This window comes from Nonomuraea sp. CA-141351 (assembly GCF_050944675.1).
Classification (GTDB): domain Bacteria; phylum Actinomycetota; class Actinomycetes; order Streptosporangiales; family Streptosporangiaceae; genus Nonomuraea.
This window is the reverse complement of sequence record NZ_CP191982.1, coordinates 8,454,658-8,474,361: the sequence shown is the minus strand read 5'-3', so window position 1 is coordinate 8,474,361 and position 19,704 is coordinate 8,454,658. Positions and strand designations below refer to the sequence as shown.

At 70.3% G+C, this 19,704-nt stretch carries 21 protein-coding genes; 17 read left to right on the top strand and 4 right to left on the bottom strand.

Going from position 1 to position 19,704, the window contains the following annotated elements; translation table 11 throughout:
• Positions 1–3 precede the first annotated feature (3 nt).
• The 7 genes from ACQPWU_RS39930 (at position 4) to ACQPWU_RS39900 (ending at position 7,321) form a co-directional block, all read left to right on the top strand.
• Positions 4–237 carry a hypothetical protein gene (locus ACQPWU_RS39930; protein ID WP_360700494.1) on the top strand — a complete coding sequence of 78 codons (234 nt, stop codon included), beginning with the start codon at positions 4–6 and terminating at the stop codon, positions 235–237.
• 5 nt (positions 238–242) lie between these two features.
• Entirely contained in the window at positions 243–1,976 is a 1,734-nt protein-coding gene (gene frdA / locus ACQPWU_RS39925; RefSeq protein WP_433430860.1) for a fumarate reductase (quinol) flavoprotein subunit, read from the top strand.
• Positions 1,969–2,715 (top strand): succinate dehydrogenase iron-sulfur subunit, encoded by a 747-nt coding sequence (gene sdhB / locus ACQPWU_RS39920; RefSeq protein ID WP_433430859.1) that lies wholly within the window; start codon positions 1,969–1,971, stop codon positions 2,713–2,715. Before frdA ends, sdhB begins: the two co-directional genes overlap by 8 nt.
• Positions 2,712–3,095 (top strand): hypothetical protein, encoded by a 384-nt coding sequence (locus ACQPWU_RS39915; RefSeq protein WP_433430858.1) that lies wholly within the window; start codon positions 2,712–2,714, stop codon positions 3,093–3,095. Before sdhB ends, ACQPWU_RS39915 begins: the two co-directional genes overlap by 4 nt.
• Positions 3,092–3,433: a fumarate reductase subunit FrdD gene (gene frdD / locus ACQPWU_RS39910; protein WP_433430857.1), complete on the top strand. Its 342-nt coding sequence runs from the start codon at positions 3,092–3,094 to the stop codon at positions 3,431–3,433. Before ACQPWU_RS39915 ends, frdD begins: the two co-directional genes overlap by 4 nt.
• Positions 3,434–3,577: 144 nt before the next feature.
• The gene (locus ACQPWU_RS39905) at positions 3,578–6,334 is read left to right on the top strand and encodes an immune inhibitor A domain-containing protein (RefSeq protein ID WP_433430856.1); all 2,757 of its coding nucleotides are present in this window, start codon (positions 3,578–3,580) and stop codon (positions 6,332–6,334) included.
• 48 nt (positions 6,335–6,382) lie between these two features.
• A complete protein-coding gene (locus ACQPWU_RS39900) occupies positions 6,383–7,321 on the top strand; it encodes a diacylglycerol/lipid kinase family protein (protein WP_433430855.1) in 939 nt (312 codons plus the stop codon).
• Between the two features lie 240 nt (positions 7,322–7,561).
• On the opposite strand, the gene ACQPWU_RS39895 is transcribed toward ACQPWU_RS39900, so the two are convergent.
• Together ACQPWU_RS39895 and ACQPWU_RS39890 are read right to left on the bottom strand one after the other, a co-directional pair.
• Positions 7,562–8,347, bottom strand: coding sequence for an SWIM zinc finger family protein (locus tag ACQPWU_RS39895; protein ID WP_433430854.1), 786 nt, complete (start codon positions 8,345–8,347; stop codon positions 7,562–7,564).
• 2 nt (positions 8,348–8,349) lie between these two features.
• Positions 8,350–11,352: a DEAD/DEAH box helicase gene (locus ACQPWU_RS39890; RefSeq protein ID WP_433430853.1), complete on the bottom strand. Its 3,003-nt coding sequence runs from the start codon at positions 11,350–11,352 to the stop codon at positions 8,350–8,352.
• A gap of 87 nt (positions 11,353–11,439) precedes the next feature.
• On the opposite strand from ACQPWU_RS39890, the gene ACQPWU_RS39885 reads away from it, so the two are divergent.
• The 5 genes from ACQPWU_RS39885 to ACQPWU_RS39865 are packed head-to-tail and all read left to right on the top strand — an operon-like array spanning position 11,440 to position 13,854.
• Positions 11,440–12,189, top strand: a complete 750-nt coding sequence (locus tag ACQPWU_RS39885; protein ID WP_433430852.1) for a methyltransferase domain-containing protein — start codon at positions 11,440–11,442, stop codon at positions 12,187–12,189.
• A gap of 9 nt (positions 12,190–12,198) precedes the next feature.
• Positions 12,199–12,363, top strand: coding sequence for a hypothetical protein (locus tag ACQPWU_RS39880; RefSeq protein ID WP_355194952.1), 165 nt, complete (start codon positions 12,199–12,201; stop codon positions 12,361–12,363).
• A 49-nt stretch (positions 12,364–12,412) separates the two neighbouring features.
• Positions 12,413–12,793 (top strand): phage holin family protein, encoded by a 381-nt coding sequence (locus tag ACQPWU_RS39875; protein ID WP_433430851.1) that lies wholly within the window; start codon positions 12,413–12,415, stop codon positions 12,791–12,793.
• Positions 12,790–13,395, top strand: coding sequence for a DUF3618 domain-containing protein (locus ACQPWU_RS39870; protein WP_433430850.1), 606 nt, complete (start codon positions 12,790–12,792; stop codon positions 13,393–13,395). The genes ACQPWU_RS39875 and ACQPWU_RS39870 overlap by 4 nt, the downstream gene beginning before the upstream one ends.
• Before the next feature lie 33 nt (positions 13,396–13,428).
• On the top strand, positions 13,429–13,854 hold the full coding sequence (locus ACQPWU_RS39865) for a protease inhibitor I42 family protein (RefSeq protein WP_433430849.1): 426 nt from the start codon (positions 13,429–13,431) through the stop codon (positions 13,852–13,854).
• Between the two features lie 125 nt (positions 13,855–13,979).
• On the opposite strand, the gene ACQPWU_RS39860 is transcribed toward ACQPWU_RS39865, so the two are convergent.
• Positions 13,980–14,555: a TetR/AcrR family transcriptional regulator gene (locus tag ACQPWU_RS39860; protein ID WP_433430848.1), complete on the bottom strand. Its 576-nt coding sequence runs from the start codon at positions 14,553–14,555 to the stop codon at positions 13,980–13,982.
• Positions 14,556–16,061: an MFS transporter gene (locus tag ACQPWU_RS39855; protein ID WP_433430847.1), complete on the bottom strand. Its 1,506-nt coding sequence runs from the start codon at positions 16,059–16,061 to the stop codon at positions 14,556–14,558.
• Between the two features lie 53 nt (positions 16,062–16,114).
• Here ACQPWU_RS39855 and ACQPWU_RS39850 point away from each other — a divergent pair, with 53 nt between their 5' ends.
• From ACQPWU_RS39850 to ACQPWU_RS39830, 5 genes are all read left to right on the top strand, one after another.
• Positions 16,115–16,822: a DUF1838 family protein gene (locus tag ACQPWU_RS39850; RefSeq protein ID WP_433430846.1), complete on the top strand. Its 708-nt coding sequence runs from the start codon at positions 16,115–16,117 to the stop codon at positions 16,820–16,822.
• A complete protein-coding gene (locus ACQPWU_RS39845) occupies positions 16,819–17,223 on the top strand; it encodes an HIT family protein (RefSeq protein WP_433430845.1) in 405 nt (134 codons plus the stop codon). Before ACQPWU_RS39850 ends, ACQPWU_RS39845 begins: the two co-directional genes overlap by 4 nt.
• 75 nt (positions 17,224–17,298) lie before the next feature.
• The gene (locus ACQPWU_RS39840) at positions 17,299–18,477 is read left to right on the top strand and encodes a sensor histidine kinase (RefSeq protein ID WP_433430844.1); all 1,179 of its coding nucleotides are present in this window, start codon (positions 17,299–17,301) and stop codon (positions 18,475–18,477) included.
• Positions 18,478–18,510: 33 nt separating this feature from the next.
• Entirely contained in the window at positions 18,511–19,263 is a 753-nt protein-coding gene (locus ACQPWU_RS39835; protein ID WP_433430843.1) for a LytR/AlgR family response regulator transcription factor, read from the top strand.
• Complete coding sequence (locus ACQPWU_RS39830; RefSeq protein WP_433430842.1) at positions 19,260–19,691, top strand: hypothetical protein; 432 nt, start codon at positions 19,260–19,262, stop codon at positions 19,689–19,691. The genes ACQPWU_RS39835 and ACQPWU_RS39830 overlap by 4 nt, the downstream gene beginning before the upstream one ends.
• The last annotated feature ends 13 nt before the right edge of the window (positions 19,692–19,704 follow it).

Below are 19,704 nucleotides of genomic sequence, written 5' to 3'. Positions count from 1 at the left end.
GCGATGACAGGCACGAAAATCCCCTTCACCCCCGAGACGGCCCCCTGCGGGAAGAAGTCCGGCGGTGAGCGCCTCGTCGACGACGACGGCTACGGCCTGGTGATCCGTGACCAGCTCTTCGACTGCGGCTGCCGGCGGATCCGGCACGAGTACCACGACGGCAGCATCCACCTGTCCGCCATCCGGCACGACGGCAAGCGGGTGAAGGACCCGATACAACCCGACCACGGGAAGTGACGTAAATGATCGACGTGCTCATCGTCGGAGGAGGCGGAGCGGGCCTGCGGGCGGCCCTCGCGGTCGCCGAGGCGGACAGCTCCCTCAAGGTGGCGGTCGTCTCGAAGGTCTACCCGATGCGCAGCCACACGGTCTCCGCCGAAGGCGGCGCCGCCGGGGTGATCGGCGTCGGCGACACGCTCGACGAGCACTGCTACGACACGATCTCCGGCGGTGACTGGCTCTGCGACCAGGACGCGGTCGAGGCGTTCGTGGCCGAGGCGCCCGAGGAGCTGATCCAGCTCGAGCACTGGGGCTGCCCCTGGAGCCGGGAGAGCGACGGTCGCGTCGCGGTCCGCCCGTTCGGCGGCATGAAGAAGATGCGCACCTGGTACGCCGCCGACAAGACGGGCTTCCACCTCCTGCACACCTTGTTCCAAACAACTCTGAAATATCAGGACATCATCAGGTACGACGAGTGGTACGTCACCAAGCTCGTCGTCGACGACGGCCGCGTCCACGGCGTCGTGGCCGTCGAGATCAGGACCGGCCGCATCGAGACCATCGCCGCCAGGACGGTCATCCTGGCCACCGGCGGCTGCGGCCGCGTCTTCCCCTTCACCACGAACGCCGCCATCAAGACCGGCGACGGCATGGCCCTGGCCTACCGGGCGGGGGCACCACTGAAGGACATGGAGTTCGTCCAGTACCACCCGACCGGCCTGCCGTTCACCGGCATCCTCATCACCGAGGCGGCCAGGGCGGAGGGCGGCTGGCTGATCAACAAGGACGGATACCGCTACCTCCAGGACTACGACCTCGGCAAGCCCACACCCACGCCGAAGCTGCGCAGCATGGAGCTGGGCCCGCGCGACCGGCTCTCCCAGGCGTTCGTGCACGAGCAGCAGAAGGGCCGCACGGTGGACACCCCGTACGGCCCGGTCGTCTACCTCGACCTGCGCCACCTGGGCGAGGACAAGATCGACACACGCATCCCGTTCGTGCGCGAGCTGTGCAGGAGCTACCAGAACCTCGACCCGGCCACCGACCTCATCCCGGTGCGCCCGGTCGTGCACTACATGATGGGCGGCGTCCACACCGACATCGACGGCGCCACCCCGATCGCCGGGCTGTTCGCGGCGGGGGAGACGGCTTGCGTGAGCATCAACGGCGCCAACCGGCTCGGCTCCAACTCGCTGCCGGAGTGCCTGGTCTTCGGACGTCGGGCCGGGGCCGCCGCCGCCGAGTTCGCGAGGTCCCACCGGGACGGCGAGGCGGCGGCCGTACGGGCTCAGGGGGACGACGAGCGGCGGCGCTTGGAACGCGCGCGGGAGGGCAGCAGGACCGGTGAGCGGATCGCCGACCTGCGCGAGGAGATGCAGCACACGCTCGAAGGAGCGGCCGGCATCTACCGCACGGGCGACGTGCTGACCAAGGCCGTCGACACGCTCGCGGAGCTGCGCGGGCGTGCCGAGGAGGTCCGCATCGACGACACGAGCACCGCGTTCAACACCGAGCTGATCAACCTTCAGGAGCTGCACACGATGCTGGAGGTGGCGCAGACGATCGTGGCCTGCGCGCTGAACAGGCAGGAGTCGCGCGGCGCGCACCAGCGCACCGACTTCTCCGCCAGGGACGACGACGCCTACCTCGCGCACTCGCTGGTGCACCGCGCGCCCGACGGCTCCCCGTCCGTCGGCCTGCTGCCCGTGACGATCACCCGCTGGCCTCCGGGAGAAAGGGTGTACGGCCGTGACTGAGATCAAGGAAGCGGCGACGCGGACGATCAGGATGGAGGTCGCCCGGTACCGGCCCGGCGAGGACGACGAGCCGGTGTTCCAGGGGTACGACGTGCCGCTCACGGCCGACTGGGCCGTGCTCGACGGGCTCAACTACATCAAGGACCAGCTCGACGGCAGCCTGTCGTACCGCTGGTCGTGCCGGATGGGCGTGTGCGGCTCCTGCGGCATGACCGTCAACGGCGAGCCCAGGCTGACCTGCGGCACCTTCCTCACCGAGTACGGCGAGGGCCCGATCAGGATCGAGCCGCTGAAAGGCTTCCCGGTGATCAGGGACCTGGTCGTCGACATCGACGAGTTCCTGGCCAAGCTGTCGTCCGTGCGGCCCTGGCTGATCAGGGAGGGCGAGGAGCTGCCGCTCACCACCGAGTACGCCCAGACGCCCGAGCAGCTGGACGCGTACAAGCAGTACAGCATGTGCATCAACTGCCTGCTCTGCTACTCGGCCTGCCCGGTCTACGTGCTCGACCCCGACTTCCTCGGCCCGGCGGCCATCGCGCTCGCCCAGCGCTACAACCTGGACTCGCGCGACATGGGCGACCGGTTCGACGTGCTGAACCTGGAGGACGCCGTGTGGGGGTGCACGTTCGTCGGCGAGTGCACGCGCGTCTGCCCCAAGCACGTGGACCCGGCCGAGGCCATCCAGCGCTACAAACTGACCGCCGCCCTGCGCTCCGTCCTGCCGTGGAGCAAACGATGACGACCGCCTACCGGCCGCGGCGCGACAACCTGTGGTTCGCCCGCACCCGGCACTACACCTTCTTCGTGCTGCGCGAGCTGACCAGCGTCTTCGTGGCCTGGTCGATCGTCTTCCTGCTGATGTTCGTCGACGCCGTGCGTACCGGGAGTCTCCAGGAGTTCGCCGCGCTGGCCGGCCGGCCGTGGATGATCGCGATCAACGTGCTCGCCCTGGCCGCGACCGCCTTCCACACGATCACGTTCCTCAACCTCGCCCCCAAGGCCACTGTCGTCCGCCTGGACGGCTGGCGCGTGCCCGCCTGGATGATCCAGGGCGGCAACCACTCGGCCTGGGTGGTGATCTCCGTGCTGATCGCCTACTTCATCCTGAGGTCGCCATGAGACGCACCCTGGAGCCGTACCTGTGGCTGCTCTTCAGCGGCGGGGGGGTGGTGGCGGCATTCGTGCTGCCGGTGCTCGTGCTGCTCTTCGGGGTGCTCATGCCGCTCGGCGTGGTGGACTGGCCGACGGCCGAGCACCTGCGCGCGCTGGTGGACAACGTGCTGGTACGGCTCGCGCTCCTGGCGGTCGTCGTGCTCTGCCTCTTCCACGCCGCGCACCGCATCAGGTTCACCAGCGAGGAGCTGCTCGGCATCGCCAGATTCGACCTGGTCATAGCGGTGGTCTGCTACGGGGGTGCGATCGCGGGCGGGATCACGGCCGGGCTGATGCTGTTTTAAGTGCCGAGCCAGTGATGCACTAAATGTCCCCCTTTGATCACGTTTTACCAACCTACTTTACGTTTCGTTGACTTACCCTCTAGCGTCCGGCATTGCACACCCTATGGCCATGCGCCCGGACACCCCGGGCAGAGAGGGTAACTGGTGCCCAGCACGAAGCGCTTATTAGCAGCTTTCCCGGCGGTCGCCCTTCTCGGCGCCGCCCTGTCCGTGCCCACCGCTCAAGCGGCGTCGTCACTCACTGGGGTAGCGAACTACGAGCCCACGGCGGCGGACTACTACATCAATTACGCTCCGCCCGCGGTTGAGAAGGATCCGCAGGAGCCCTCGGTCAACAACGGCAAGCAGCGCTCGCTCACTCCGGCGCAGAAGTTCGACCGGAAGTTCAGCAGCGGAAACCCGGCAGCCGGTCGCATTCTCGCCGCCCGCGAGGACCAGGCCATCAGGACCGGCCGCAACCCCGCTGAATGGATTTTCAAGAACTCCAAGCAGACCCGCACGGCCAAGTTGCTGACGATCCTCGTCGAGTTCAACGAGCAGGCCAACGACGACTTCTCGGGCTTCAACCGGCTGCGCACCGTCAACAGCGAGCCCGACGACTGCGTGGTCGAGCCGGCCGGCACGCTCAAGAGCGGCCCCCTGCACAACAACATCCCCAACCCGGCCACGTTGCCGCACAAGGACAACAACTCCTTCTGGGTCAAGGACTTCAGCACCGAGCACTTCAACAAGATGCTCTACACCGACAAGGGCATCACCGAGCGCGTGCGCCCCGACCTGAAGGACCCGCGCGACGGCAAGGCCGGCATCGACATCTCCGGCTCCACCATGAAGAAGATGTACGAGGAGATGTCCAAGGGCGCCTACTCCGTCACCGGCTCGGCGGTCGGCTGGATCAAGGTCCCGCACTCCGAGGCCTGGTACGGCGCCGCGGCCTGCGGCGGCGCTCCCCAGGACATGACCGGCCACCCGGACAACCCGCTCGGCGCGCAGCAGCTGCCCATCGACGTGGTGGAGTCCCTGGCCAAGGCCCAGCCGGACTTCCCGTGGGCCGACTACGACCTCGAGGACACCTCCGACGCCGACGGCGACGGCAACTTCAACGAGCCTGACGGCGTGATCGACCACCTGGTGCTGGTCCACGCCGGCAAGGACAAGTCCTCCGACGGCGGCGCCGAGGGCACGTACGCGATCTGGGCCCACTCCAGCGCGGTCGCCGGCGGCTACAAGGTCCCCGGCAGCGACAAGAAGATCTCGAACTACATCGTGCAGCCCGAGGACTCGGGCGTCGGCGTCTTCGCCCACGAGTACGGCCACGACCTGGGCCTGCCCGACCTGTACGACACCTCGGGCGCTGCCAGCTCGGCCGTGGACTTCTGGGACCTGATGTCCAGCGGCTCCCACTCCGGCCCGATCTTCCAGTCGATGCCGGCGCACATGGGCCTGTGGGACAAGTGGGTGCTCGGCTGGGCGAACCCGAAGACGTTCAACCCGGGCGACGCCGCCAAGCTCGTCACGGTCGGCCAGTCCTCGCGCACGCCCAAGTTCACCGAGGACGGCGTCCGGGTGAACCTGGCGTCCACGCCGGTGAAGATGCTCGACGTCCACAGTGGCTCGAACGCCTGGTGGAGCGGCCTGGACCAGGATTGGGCCAACCTCACGCTGACCCGCGACCTGCCCGTCCCCGCCGGGACCGATCTCAAGTTGTGGATGTGGAACAACTACGTGATCGAGCAGGACTGGGACTTCGGCTTCGTCGAGGTCTCGACCGACGGCGGCCAGACCTGGACCCAGCAGAAGATCTTCGACGAGGCCGGCAGCGAGGTCAGCACGCCTGACGACTACCCGGACCCGAACAAGAACCTCAAGACCTTCGGCAACAAGAAGTACGGCCTCACCGGTGACAGCGGCGGCTGGCGGCACGACTACGTCAACCTGACCCCGTTCGCCGGGCAGACGATCAAGCTGCGGCTGACGTACAACACCGACGCCGCCTTCCAGGAGCGCGGCTGGCACTCCGACGACTTCCAGCTCACCAACGGCGGGACGGCCGTGTGGAGCGACGACGTCGAGGGTGGCGACAACGGCTGGAAGGCCGTCGGCGGCACGTTCACCAACACCAGCGGCCAGGGCTGGACCCGCAACAACGGCGAGCGGGAGATCTCCCGGTTCTACCTGGCCGAGTGGCGTAACTTCGACGGCTTCGACAACGGCCTGAAGTACACCTACGACACCGACTACTCCCGCGACGGGGCGTGGAAGGTGCAGAAGCTGGCGTACAACGCGCCGGGCCTGCTGGTGTGGTACCGCGACTCGACGTACATCAACAACAACCTGAGCAGCACCCTGCGGCTCCCGCCGAGCCTCGGTTCCAAGGGCAGCCTGCTGGTCGTGGACTCGCACTTCGACCCGCTGCGCCGCACCGGGACCGCGGCCGAGAAGGACCCGTCGCTCCAGAAGAACCTCCAGGGACGCGTCCAGTCGTCCAACGCCGCGTTCGGGTTCGGCAAGACGTACCCGTTCAAGGAGTGCCTGGAGGCGGCGGACGAGCCGTTCAGCGCGTACTGCACGGACCTGCCCGCGCAGAAGGGCGTCCCGGCCTTCACCGACGCGAAGACCTGGTACCCGGGCCTCGAAGTGATCAACGGTGGTCTCTACTACCGCGACTTCGACGCCTCGGTGGTCGTGCCGTCGAAGGGCGACCAGGCGTACACCACCCGCGTGGTGCACCCGGACGGCACCCCCGCCACCGAGCTGTACGGCCAGGTGGCCTCCGGCTCGAAGCTCGGCACCGGCAACCCCGGTGACGAGGGCAAGGCGCTGGGAGTGCAGTTCAAGCTGGTGAGCCCGCTGCCGGGCAACCTGGGCGCCATCGTCCAGGTCGTGCCGCCGAAGAAGTAATGATCAAGGGCCGCCGGGACCTCCCGGCGGCCCATACCATTGGTGTCCATGAGCGAATTGCGCACCAAGGACGAGCACACCGAGGCGATCCGGAGGGATCGCAAGGTGGCAGTGGTGGTGAACACTCGCTCGCGCCGCGGCCGCCGCCACTACTTCGAGGTCATCGAGCAGATCCACAACCTCGGGTTCGAGCCGCTGGTGGAGCTGTCGGTCTACAACCCCAAGCGGCTGCGCGATCTGCTCGACACGGCCCTGGCCACCAAGCCCGACCTGCTCATCGTGGGCGGCGGCGACGGCACGCTCTCCTCGGCCGTGCGTCACGTGGCACACCGCGACGTCGCGCTCGGCGTGCTGCCGCTCGGCACCACCAACAACTTCGCCAGAAGTCTCGGCCTCCCACTCGACCTGGCCGGAGCGATCAAGGTGTTCGCCACCGGCAAGGTGGCCGACATCGACCTCGGCATGGCCGACGACCGGCCGTTCGCCAACCTCGCCAGCTTCGGCGTCTCCGTCGAGGTGGCGGGCAGGGTCAAGCCGTGGCTCAAGCGGGTCGTGGGGCGCCCCGCCTACCCGCTGACCGCGCTGACCATCCTGCCCGGGCACACGCCGTTCCGCGCCTACATCACGGTGGAGGGGCAGCGCCACGAGCTGCTCACCCACCAGCTCAACATCGCCAACGGCCGCTTCCACGGCGGCTGGCAGGTGGCCAGGGACATCAGCATCGACAACGGCCAGTTGGTCGCCTACCAGCTCGGCTCGGGCAAGAAGCTGCGGCTGCTCGGCGAGACCCTGATCAGGGCGACCACCGGGCGGTGGCGCAGCCTCGCCGGGGGGCCGTTCGTGGTGGGGCGGGAGATGCTGCTGGAGACCGACCCGCCGATGGCGGCCGACGTGGACGGCGAGGTGCGGCTGCGCACCCCGATCAGGCTCCGCGTGGTCCCCAACGGCGTGCGCGTCATGGTGCCCGACTCCTTCGAGGACCGCTGATCACACCCGCGCCGCACGCCGTCGCTCTGGGCGCGCGCGGCCGGTGGGCAACCTCATCGCGCCGACGCGCGCACGGGGGACACGTGACCGTGCTGGGAGCGCCGCGTCGGCAGGCGCGTGTGCGACGGGTTCGGCGCCGTCGAGTTCCGTCATAACGCACAGCTCGATCGTGATGCCGCGCACCCGCTGCCCACGGGACGCGCGCCCGCGATGCGACGCCCCCGCCCCAGGCGCTTGGGATCAGTCGGCGAGTGCCCGGTAGGCCGGGGTGAGCGTTCTGGTCAGGTCGGCGGGTGGCGGGAAGACGCGCAGGAGCAGGTCGGGGGCGGCCGCCGCGGGGCGGCGTTCGGGCCGGTGCGCCGTGGCGCCAGGGGCGTAGAAGTCGGCCAGCCGGTCGGCGAACGGCACGTCCTCCACCTCCAGCCTGGGCACGTCCTCCGCCAGCGAGCCGAGCAGCTGCTCACGGGTGCGCCCGCGCCAGGCCAGCACCAGGAACGGGTCGTCGTCGAACGACTCGGCCAGCAGGTAGAGCACCGCTGACAGGTGCTTGCACGGGAAGCCCCAGTCGGGGCACGAGCAGTCCATGTCGAGGTCGCGGGGGAACAGGTCGATCCCCAGCGCGGCGAACAGCTCCTCGATCTCCGTCGGCATCTCTCCCGCCAGCAGCTTGGCCCGATAGACGGCCTGCTCGGCGATCGACTCCTCGATGGCGGCCCAGCGCTGCTCGCCGTACGCCTCGATCCTGATCACGACCTCGTACGGCTTGCGCCGCGAGCCCTGGACGGCCGCCCTGACCTCCCCGGGAGACAGGTCGATCGACAGGACCTGGCCCTGGCGGGCGTAGGCGCGGCCGCGCGTGAGGCGGCCCTTGTCGCAGATGCGCTCGAGGATGTCGATGAAGCGCCTGGACCACCAGGTGGAGCCGATGGTGCCCCGCTGGGTGCGGGCCTTGATGCCGCCCTCGACCTTGATCGGCTCGGCGCCGTCGAACCAGCCCCCGTCGTACCCCTGCCTACCGCGTGGCATCCTCAGCTCACCCCTTCCGCCGTGAGCCTGAACACCTCGCGCAGCTCGTCGGTCGACAGGTCCGTCAGCCAGTCCTCCCCGGTGCCGACCACCCTCTCGGCCAGGGCCTTCTTGCGCTCGATCATCTGGTCGACCCGCTCTTCGAGGGTGCCCGCGCAGATGAGCTTGCGTACCTGCACGTTCTTGCGCTGCCCGATGCGGAAAGCCCGGTCGGTGGCCTGGTCCTCGACAGCCGGGTTCCACCAGCGGTCCACGTGGATGACGTGGTTGGCGGCCGTCAGGTTGAGCCCGACCCCGGCCGCCTTCAGCGACAGCACGAACAACATCGGCTCCTCGTCGTGCTGGAACCGGTCGACCAGGCGGTCGCGGGTCTTCTTGGGCAGGCCGCCGTGCAGCCAGAGGACGGTGGTGTCGAGCCGCTGGGCGAGGTACGGCTGGAGCATGCTCCCGAACTCGGCATATTGCGTGAAAAGCAGAGCTTTCTCGCCCTCCGCCAGGATTTCTTCGGACAATTGCTCCAAGCGAGTGAGCTTGCCGGATCTGCCCGACAGGCGGGAGCCGTCCTTGAGCAGGTGGGCCGGGTGGTTGCAGACCTGCTTGAGCTTGGCCATGGCCGCCAGCACCAGCCCGCGCCGCTCGATGCCCTCGCTGCTCTCGATCCTGGCCAGCATGTCGTCCACGACCGCCTGGTAGAGCGTGGCCTGCTCGGTGGTGAGCGAGCACCACTCCTTGACCTCCAGCTTCTCCGGCAAATCAGAGATAATCGATTTGTCGGTTTTGACGCGCCGGAGGATGAACGGGCCGGTCGCCCGCCTGAGCGCCTGAGCGGCCTGCTCGTCCTGACGGGCCTCGATCGGCTCCTGGAATCGGGTCCTGAACCGCGAACGCGGTCCCAGCAGCCCCGGGTTCGCGAATTCCATGATCGACCAGAGCTCGGCCAGGTGGTTCTCGACCGGGGTGCCCGTCAGGGCGAGCCTCGTGCCGGTGGGGATGGACCGTACGGCCTGGGCCTGCAGCGTGCCGCTGTTCTTGATCGCCTGGGCCTCGTCGCACACGACCCTGCGCCACTCGTGCTGTTTGAGCGACTCCAGGTCGCGGTGGGCGGTGCCGTACGTGGTGATCACCAGATCGGCGTGCGGGATCAGGGCGGCGTCGCGCCCGCTGCCGTGGTGCACATAGACGCGTAGACCGGGGGCGAATCTGGCGGCCTCCCGCTGCCAGTTGCCGACGAGGGACATCGGGCAGACGAGGAGCGTGGGGGCGCCGGCCCGCTCGTGGACGAGCAGGGCCAGCGTGGTGACCGTCTTGCCCAGCCCCATGTCGTCGGCCAGCACCCCGCCCAGGCCCAGCTCGGACAGGAAGCTCAGCCACGCCAGGCCACGCTCCTGGTAGGGCCTGAGCGTGGCGTCGAGCCCGGCCGGGGTCGCGATGGGCACGAGCCGCCGCTCGGCCTGTCCGGACAGCAGGTCGCCGAGCACGCCGTCGGCGTCGATCTCCAGCAGGGGGAGCTCGTCGTCCTCCTGGACGATGTGGCGGAGCATGTCGGCGGCGGTCGCCTCACCCGTGCGGGCGCCCTCCACGGCCCTGAGCGCGGCCTTGAGCTGCCGGTCGTCCAGCTCCACCCACTGGCCGCGCACCCTGACCAGCGGCACCTTCAGCCGGGCCAGCTCGGCCAGCTCCGCCTCACTGATCGTCTCGCCGCCCACTGCCAGATCGACGCGGAAGTCGACCAGCTCCCGCATCCCGAACCCCTGGCCGGCGGCCGCCGTCTGCGTCTTGGTCCTGGTGGTCAGCTTCAGCCCCAGCTTCGTACGCCCGGCCCAGCGCGGCAGCTGCACCCCGAACCCGGCCGCCTGCAGCAGGGGCGCAGCCTGCCTCAGGAACCCGAACGCGCCCGCCGTGTCCAGCGCCAGCTCACTCGGCCTGGGCCCGCGCAGGGCGTGGTCCAGCTCGGGATAGAGCCTGACCGCCCGGCCCAGCCCGGCGAGCAGCTCCCGCTCGGGCCTGCCCGGCAGCCCGGTCACCTTCTCGCCGCTCCAGACGTGGGCGGCGGTGACGTACAGGCTGGGGTCGTCGGCGGCCTGCAACGCCAGCTCGACCCGCCAGTCGTCGGTGTCGGCGGGCTCCAGCAGGCGGAAGCACACCCTTGTCGCGCCCTCGGCTGATATGACCGAGTCGCGCCACCTCTCCAGCTCTCGGCGAAGGTCCGGGACATCGGGGCACTCCGGCGCGTCGCCGGTCAGAGCGGCCAGCCAGCGCTCGTGGAGCGTCCGGGGCTTGATGACCAGAGGCTCGGCGAGCGTCTGCCGGACGAGCGTGTCGGTGAACGCTTCGAGGGCCTCGCGGAGGACCTCCGCGGACGGCCGCTCGATGCGGGAGGTGCGGCACGCGGGCGGCATGGCCAGCGCCAGCTCCCGGAAATATCCGGCATCGGCCCCGGTCACCACGGGCCGCCACACGGCCCGCGCGTCGGCCCGCGGGACCGCCCACATGGCCATGGAATCGCCGGGCTCGCGCTCGGACCCGGACTTGGGGGCGCCCGCGCCGGGGACGAGCTGCGGGATGACGCGGCCCCGGCGTACCAGGTCGCGGGCGAAGCCGGCGACGGCGGTCCAGTGGCGCATGGTCGCGGTGCCGGTGTGCTCGGTCAGCACGTGCAGCGCCTGCGAGGCCGGCGGCACGACGGCGGGAACCTGCCAGAGGCGCAGCCGCGGGCGCGCCACCTCGGCCAGCCGCCCGGTCTCCGGCGAGGGCAGCGGCTCCTTGGCCGAGCCGGGCAGGAGCAGCTCCAGCGTCCGTGACGGCGGCTCGTCGAGGCCCAGCGCCGTGGCGACGCCGGCCGCGGAGGCGGCGAACGGATGGGGCACGCCGGCCTGTGTCTGCCGCCGCCGGGAGGGTGCGGCGCCGGCCTGCGCGGGCCGTTCCTGGGCCGCCGAGGGCGTGGTGTCGGGGCTCTCCGCCCAGAAGGCGAGCCCCTCAGCCGACCAGACCCCGTGTACCAGCACCCCGGCAGATTACCGCTGCGAGCGGAAGATCAGGTCCGCGTGCCCCGTGCCGCCGGGCGGAAGGTCAGGTCCGTCTAGGATCCTGGCATGAGGTTTTCGGGGGCTGAGGACAGCTGGCGCGCGCGGCTGGGGACACTGCGTGACGTCGTCAGGCAGGATCTCGTCACCCGCCAGCTCGCCGGGCACCTCCCCAAGGCCCCCTGCCACGTCCTCGACGTGGGCTCAGGCCAGGGCACGCAGGCGCTCAGGATGGCCGCCAGGGGCCATCACGTCATCGCGCTCGACGCCTCCCGCGACCTCCTCCGCCTCCTGGAGTCCGGGATCCAGCCGGGCATGGCCGTCCGTACGGTCCAGGCCGAGGCCGAGCGGCTGGGGGAGCTGTTCGAGCCGGGCAGCTTCGACGTCGTCCTCTGCCACGGCGTGCTGATGTACTTCGACGACCCCGGCCCGCTCCTCGCCGATCTCGCCCGTCTCCTCGCCCCCGGAGGCATCCTCTCGCTCCTCGTGCGCAACGGCGACGCCCTCGCCATGCGGCCCGGGCTCATGGGCGGATGGACGGAGGCGCTGCGGGCGTTCGAGAGCACCCACTACGTCAACAGGCTCGGCGTCCCCGCCAGGGCCGACCGACTGGGCGAGCTCATGCGGCGCCTGGCCGTACACGGGCTGGAGGTACACGAGTGGTACGGCGTGCGCGTGTTCTGTGACACCGTTCCCGACGACGAGCCCGTCCCCGACGACCTCGAGGACCTGCTCGCGGCGGAGGAGCGGGCGGGCAGGACCGATCCCTACCGGAAAGTTGCCGCGCTGACCCATCTCATCTGTGGCAGGGCTCGGTAAGATATTGGTATGAACCCTCCCGGATCGTGGTGCGAGCGGCCCAAGCCGCAGGCTCCTTCCTGCGAGCTCCCGTCCCCGTGGAGTAAGCCGAAGCAGCCGGACAACTGGTGCGAGGTGCAGAAGGACCCCGTGCTGTCCGCCCTGGGGTTCCTGCTCAAGGTCGCCAAGCGATAGAAGGCCGTTTGTCTGGGTAGTCGCCTTCCTCACGGAGGAGGCGAACGTCGTGAACGACACCCACAAGCTGGTCAATGACCTCTCCGAGCAGGTCTCCAGGCTCGTGAGGGACGAGTTGCGCCTGGCCAGAATGGAGCTGGCGGCAAAGGGCAAGCGCGCGGGGTTCGGCGCGGGCCTGTTCGGCGCGGCGGGCATGTCCGCGTTCTTCGGCGGTGCCGCGCTCGTGACCGCCGTCATCCTGGCCCTCGCCCTGGTGCTGCCCGGCTGGGCGGCCGCCGCCATCGTGGCGGGAGCGCTGTTCGTCATCGCCGCTCTGCTCGGCCTGACCGGCAAGAGCCAGGTGCAACGAGTCGGCCCGCCCGTCCCGTCGGAGACCCTCGCAAGCGTCAAGGCCGACATCGACATGGTCAAGGAGAGGGCACGACGATGAGCGAGATCGACCCCGGATACAGCGAGCAACACGCAGGCGAAGTCGGCGCCCGCAGGGCGACCGTCGGCACGCCGACGGAGCGTGAGTCCGTCAACGTGCCTCCGACCAGGCCGGGTGCGGCGGAGAACGCCCAGCACGCGGCGGAGGAGCGTGCGGCGCACGAGACGTTCATCCCCGAGCCCCCGGTCCGCGACGAGCGGGCCGAGGCCGCCGAGAACCAGCGGGCCGAGGAAGAGACGGTGCCCACACCACGCGGGACGCAGCATGACCCGGCGTCCCCGCTCCATGGGGTGCGCCACCAGTCGGCGGCCACGGGACGATGGACGCGCCACGAGGAAGACGTGCGCAAGGACATCGAGGAAACCCGGCGGGAGCTGGGTGAGACCGTCAGCGCGCTGGCCGCCAAGGCCGACGTGAAGTCCCGCGCGAGCCACGCGGCAGGCGCCGCCAGGGAAAGAGCGGCGGGCATGGCCGGGTCTGTCAAGGGGAAGGCATCGGAGGTGGCGGGCAAGCGGTCCGTTCTGCTCATGGCCGCCGGGGGCGCCGCCGTCGCGGTTGCCGTCGGCAGCATGATGCGGGACCGCCGTCGCAGGTCCAGGTAGGGGCGCGCCGGTGCGGGCCGATAGCCTGCCGGAATGATTCGTCGAACGGCCGCCGCCGCCATGCTGGCCCTGCTGGTGGCGGGGTGCGGCGGGGGCTCAGCGGTGAGCGACCTCGGCACCGTGGTCAAGGGTGCCAAGGGTTCGAACGTACGCGTCGAGCTCCGCTCCGGGCAGCGCTTCTCGCTGGCCGTCGCCGACAACCCGTCGGTGGGCGACAACTGGGACCTGGTCGCGGTCCCGGACCCGAAGGTGGCCTCGTTCATCAGCGAGGAGCACAAGCGCACGGGTGACGGGGTCGGGGCCGGCGGCACGACGTACTTCGTGTTCAACAGCAAACGCCCGGGCACGATCGAGATCAGGCTGCGCGACTGCTGGCGGTGCGGCCAGGCCACGACGCCGCCCAACGAGGAGAGCCGGCAGCAGTCGGGCGAGGCCGTCTTCGCCGTCACCGTGAAGTGAGCGCCCGGTCTCAGGACGAGCGGGGCGCCAGTCGCCGCTGTCGAGGTTCTCCGGGGACACGGCGACGTCGCCCCACCGGCCGGCCCATCGGTGGATCAGGCAACCTGGGCGCGGCTACCTCGGGATCAAGCGAGTACGGCGCGGCACAGGACCGTCAGAGTGGTCTCCGTGACCACCGTGGGGTCCGCGCCCCCGGCGAGCTGGCGTTGCCCCTCGCCCAGGATGCTCCACCCCAGGTGAGCCACCAGCTCCGGATGCGGGCACCCGGCGTCCGACAGGATGGCGCTGAGCGGGCCGATCAACGTCTCGTGGAGCTGGTCGAGCCGGTCCCGGCACTCCTGGGGCAGCTCGACGGATGACAGCGCGCGCAGCAGCGCGTAGTCGGGGTGCGTGACGAACGACAGCGTCACCGCCCCGAAGGCCCGCACCCGCTCCCGCAGCCCGTCGGCTTGGGAGGAGGCGTCCTCCAGCCGGGTGGCCCAGCGCGGGATCGCGTCCTCGACGAGCTGGGCCAGGATGCCGGCGGTCGAAGAGAAGTAGCGGTAGACGCTGGAGCGGGCCAGCCCCACGCGGGCTCCGACGGCCGCCGGCGTGAGCCCTGCCGGCCCTTCGGCGACCAGGATCTCCATGGCGGCCGTCAGCAGGGCCGCGTGCTGGCTGGCCCGGTGGTCGGCCACCGTGGCCGCGCTGATCCTGGGCACTCACTCCTCCTCGCGTCGCCTCCCCCCAGTATCGGGCAGCAGCAGCGTCGCCCCGACGCCGCCGAACAGCACGATCCCCGCGACGACCGTGACCCGGCGGGTGGCCTCGGCTGAGGCGGCCACCGCCGCGGCGTGCTGTGCGGGGTCCCTGATCGCCGCGACGGCCGCCCCGCCGCTGTCGCGTACGGCGCGTCGCAGATCTTGCGAAGCGGGCAGGTGGCGGGCCATGGCGTGGTCCAGCCCGGTCACCAGGACAGCGCCGAGCACCGCGATGCCGATGGCCGCGCCGAACTGGCGGATCGTGCTCTGGAGCCCGGAGGCCGCTCCCGACTGCCGGGCGGGTACGTCGGCCAGCATGACGTTCGGGAGCTGGGCCGAGGCGAACCCGACGCCGACCCCGTACACGACGAGCCAGGGCACCAGTGTCCACGGGCCGAGCGAGGGTGAGACGGCCAGGCCGATCGCGACGGCGGCGACCGCCTCCAGCCCGAGCCCCAGCCGGACGATGACCTGCGGCGCCAGCGGCAGCTTCGGCACGACGCCGCCCGCCAGGAACGTGCCACCTGCCAGCGAGGCAACGATCAGCCCGGTCCGGAACGCGGTGAACCCCATGGCCGACTGCAGGAACAGGGGCAGCACCAGGATCATGCCGAACTCGCCGAGCGTGATGATCATCGCGGCCACCCCGCCGTACCGGAAGGAGGGGATGGCGAGCAGGGAGAGGTCCAGGATCACCGGGCGGCCGGCCCGCGCCCTGGCCCGCTCCACCAGCACGAACGCGGTGAGCGCGAGCACGGCCACCAGGAAGGCCGCCAGGATCGGGCCGGACCAGCCGTACCGCTGGCCCTCGATCAGCCCGAACACCAGCGACGACGTGCCGATCACCGACAGCAGCACGCCAGGGACGTCCGAGCCGCCCACGTGCGGGTCCTTCGACTCGGGCACCCGCACCGTGCCGAGCAGGACCAGCAGGCCGATCGGCAGGTTCACCCAGAACGCCCAGCGCCACCCGTGGTCGGTCACCAGCCAGCCGCCGAGCAGCGGGCCCAGCGCGGCCATGCCGCCGATGATCGACCCCCAGACGGCGAACGCGACGGTCCTGCGTGCGCCCGTGTAGAGGGAGTTGATGATCGCGAGCGTCATCGGCACCACCATGGAGGCGCCGATCCCCTGGACCACCCGCGCGCCGATCAGCATCGCGCCGCTGCCCGCCGCGGCCGCCAGCAGGCTGGCGGCCAGGAACACCACCAGCCCGATCGCGAACATCCCGCGCCTGCCGCGCACGTCACCGGTGCGGCCGAGCGGGATGAGCAGGGCGGCGAACGCCAGCGAGTAGATCGAGTTCACCCATTCGACGTCTGTGGCCGACAACCCGAGGTCGCCCATGATCGCGGGGACGGCCACGTTCACGATGGTCGCGTCGATGATGATCATCGACATGCCGACGCCCAGCACGAACAGAGGGAGCCAGCTCTGCTGCCGGGTCCCGTTACTTAGCAACGCCATGTCGCTAAAGATAGCAACACTGTGTCGCGAAGCAACCGGATACTGTGGGGATCATGGATTTCATCCGGGTGCGCGCGTCCTCCGACGGCGCGGAGACGATCTCCTATTGGACCGGCGACGTGTACGGCTGGCAGGACGACGGCGGGCCGCACCACCTGTTCGGGTTCGAGGGGCTCAACGTGGCCAGGGCGGTCGAGGCCGACGGCGGGTGGCAGCTGCTGACGAGGGAGGCCGCCCTCTACCTCGACCCGAGGACCAGGGAGGTGCTCGACTCCTGGGACAACCCGTTCACGGAGCGGGCGGTCGAGGTGCTGCACGTCTTCAACGACCCGGTCAACCAGCGGCTCGGCGCCTACCCGGTGCCCACGACCCGCCTGGGCGACCAGGTGGTCTACAACGTGGACATCCGGCTGGCCTACCCCTCGCCCCTGAAGGTCGCCGACCATCCCGAGAACTCGGCGAGCGACACCTACCGGGCGCTGGAGCTGTTCCAGTTCTTCGCCTCCGCCAAGGACCTGGACTCCGGCGTGCCGGACGTGCCCTGCGTGTTCTCGTGGTGCCGGGTGTCGCCGTGGCTGCCGTGGATGGCGATGGGGCAGCGCGGGGGCGGGCTGGTCTACCACTGCAGGGGCGCCAAGGTGGCCGAGGTGCCCGAACGGCTGCGCGAGCGGGTGGGCGAGCGGTTCCTGCACGCCCCCTCCGAGTGGTCGGCGCCCAACGTGACGAGTTGGACGGCCTTCGCGGATAGGGTCAGGAAGTGAGCACTGACCTGTTCTGCGAGATCATCGCGGGTGAGCGACCGGCGACCATGGTCCACTCCGACGAGGTGGCGGTCTCGTTCCTGGACGCCCGGCCGGTCTTCAAGGGGCACGTGCTGGTGGTGCCCAGGGTCCACGTGGAGACGCTCGCCGATCTGACCGACGTGGGCCCGTTCTTCGAACGGGTGCAGGCCGTGGCCAAGGCGGTGGAGGAGGGGCTGCAGGTCGCGGGCACGTTCGTGGCCATGAACAACCGCGTCAGCCAGAGCGTGCCGCACCTGCACGTGCACATCGTGCCGCGCAACCAGAAGGACGGGCTGCGCGGCTTCTTCTGGCCCCGGACCAAGTACGACTCCGCCGAGGAGGCCGAGTCGTACGCCGATCTGATAGCCAAGGCACTGTGAGCGGAGCGAACCAATGGACACGTGAGCTTGCTCAGAGGACCGACGGAGGAGGGCCTCTGAGCTAGGCTCCCCCGCGTGGAGTACGTGGTGGGCGTCGCCGTGGTCGCGGTGCTCGTCGGCGTGCCCGCGATCGTGCTCTGGCGGGTCATGCGGGGCCGCCGCGAGCTGGGCACGAGCCCGGCGGAGCGGGCCACGTTCGAGACCCTGCACACCGCCTCGCTGGCCGGGCCGCCGCTGCGGGCGGGGCTGACCGCCGACGGCGCCGAGCGCGCCTCGCGGCACCTGCGCGCGCTGCTTGGCTGCGCCGCGCTCGCCATCACCGACGGCGAGCGCCTGCTCGTGTACGACGGCGCCGGCGACCACCATGCCGACCAGGCGTTCGAGCACGCGGTGGCCACCTTGAAAGACGGCCGCACCCAGGTGCTGACCATCGACTGCGAGCTGCTCGAATGCCCGATCCACCACGCCGTGGTCGTGCCGCTCACCACCGACGACCGGGTGGTCGGCGCCCTGGCCGCCTACGGGCAGACCGCCTCGGCGGGGCTGGTCAGGGCCGCGCAGGAGGTGGCCGGATGGGTGGACTCCCAGCTGGAGCTCGCCGAGCTGGACCGCTCGCGTACGCTGCTCATGGAGGCCGAGGTACGGGCGCTGCGCGCGCAGATCTCGCCGCACTTCATCTACAACTCGCTCACCACGATCGCCTCCTTCGTCCGCACCGACCCGGAGCGGGCCAGGGAACTGCTGCTGGAGTTCGCCGACTTCACCCGCTACTCCTTCCGCAGGCACGGCGAGTTCACCACGCTGGCCGAGGAGCTGCGCTCGATCGACCGCTACCTGATCCTGGAGCGGGCCAGGTTCGGCGACCAGCTTCAGGTGACGCTGCGCATCGCGCCCGAGGTGCTGCCGGTCGCGGTGCCGTTCCTGTGCCTGCAGCCGCTGGTCGAGAACGCCGTCAGGCACGGCCTGGAGAGCCGCAACGGCGTCGGCCGCATCACGATCATCGCCGAGGACGCCGGGGCCGAGTGCCGCATCAGCGTCGAGGACGACGGGCTCGGCATGGACCCCGACAGGCTGCGCCGCATCCTCGCAGGTGACATCCCCGCCACCGGCGGTGTCGGGCTGGCGAACGTGGACGAGCGGCTGCGCCAGGTGTACGGCGACGAGTACGGCCTCGTCGTCGAGACCGCAACGGGAGCGGGCACCAAGGTCAACGTCAGGTTGCCGAAATATCACCCAGGCGTCTCTGCCCGTTGACCTCGATCTTTGTTGTCGGTTTTATCACTGTCTATGACGCAACTACGGGTCCTCGCGGTCGACGACGAACTGCCTGCCCTCGAAGACCTGTCGTACCTGCTGCGTGCCGATCCCCGCATCGGCGAGGTGGCCACCGCCAGGGACGGCGCGGCGGCGTTGCGGCTGCTCGACCGCGCCATCGCCGAGGGCCGGCCGATCGACGCGGTGTTCCTCGACATCCGCATGCGCGGGCTCGACGGGGTGGTGCTCGGGCGGCTGCTGTCGCAGTTCGCGAACCCGCCGCGGGTGGTGTTCGTGACGGCGTACGAGGAGCACGCCGTGGACGCGTTCGAGATCAAGGCCGAGGACTACCTGCTCAAGCCCGTACGCCCGGAGCGGCTGGCGGAGGCGATCAGGCGGGTGGCGGTCTCCGCCGACGTGCCCGTGGAGGGCGGGGAGACGGACACGATCCCGGTCGAGCTGGGCGGGGTGACGCGGTTCGTGTCCAGCGCCGACGTGATCTACGTGGAGGCGCAAGGGGACTACGCGCGGCTGCACACGGCGGCGGGCAGCCATCTGGTACGGATCCCGCTGGCCACCCTGGAGGAGCGGTGGGCCTCGGCCGGGTTCGTACGCGTGCACCGGAGCCATCTGGTGGCGCTCAAGCACATCGAGGAGCTCCACATCGACTCGGGCAAGTGCACGGTGCGGGTCGGTGACACGGAGCTCCCGGTCAGCCGCCGCCACACGCGCGAGTTAAGGGACCTGCTGGTCCGCCGGGCCAGGAAGGCGAGGTCAGCGCCATGATGAGCCCGGAGCCGCGTCCCGGACGCCGGGTACCCCTTCCCAAGACCGACGCCTCGCGGCGGGAGACGCCGCGCAGGGTGGCCGTGATGAGCCCGCGCACGGCCGCCGCGCGCCGCCCCCGCTACCCGGCCACCCGGGAGATCGACGAGCAGACCCGGCTCGGCGAGGTCTACATGCGCTCGTTCCTGCGTACCCAGTTCAGGCTGGCGCTGTTCGTGTGCACGGTGCTGGGCTGCGTGGTCGGCGGGCTGCCGCTGCTGTTCCTGCTCATCCCCCAGTTGCGCTCGGTGCACCTGCTCGGCGTCCCGCTCCCGTGGGCGGTGCTCGGCGGGCTCATCTACCCCGCGTTCGTCATCGGCGCCTGGCTGTACGTGCGCCAGGCCGAGCGCAACGAACGCCACTTTGCCGAGCTGGTCGAGCGCCGATGAGCCGGCGAATGAC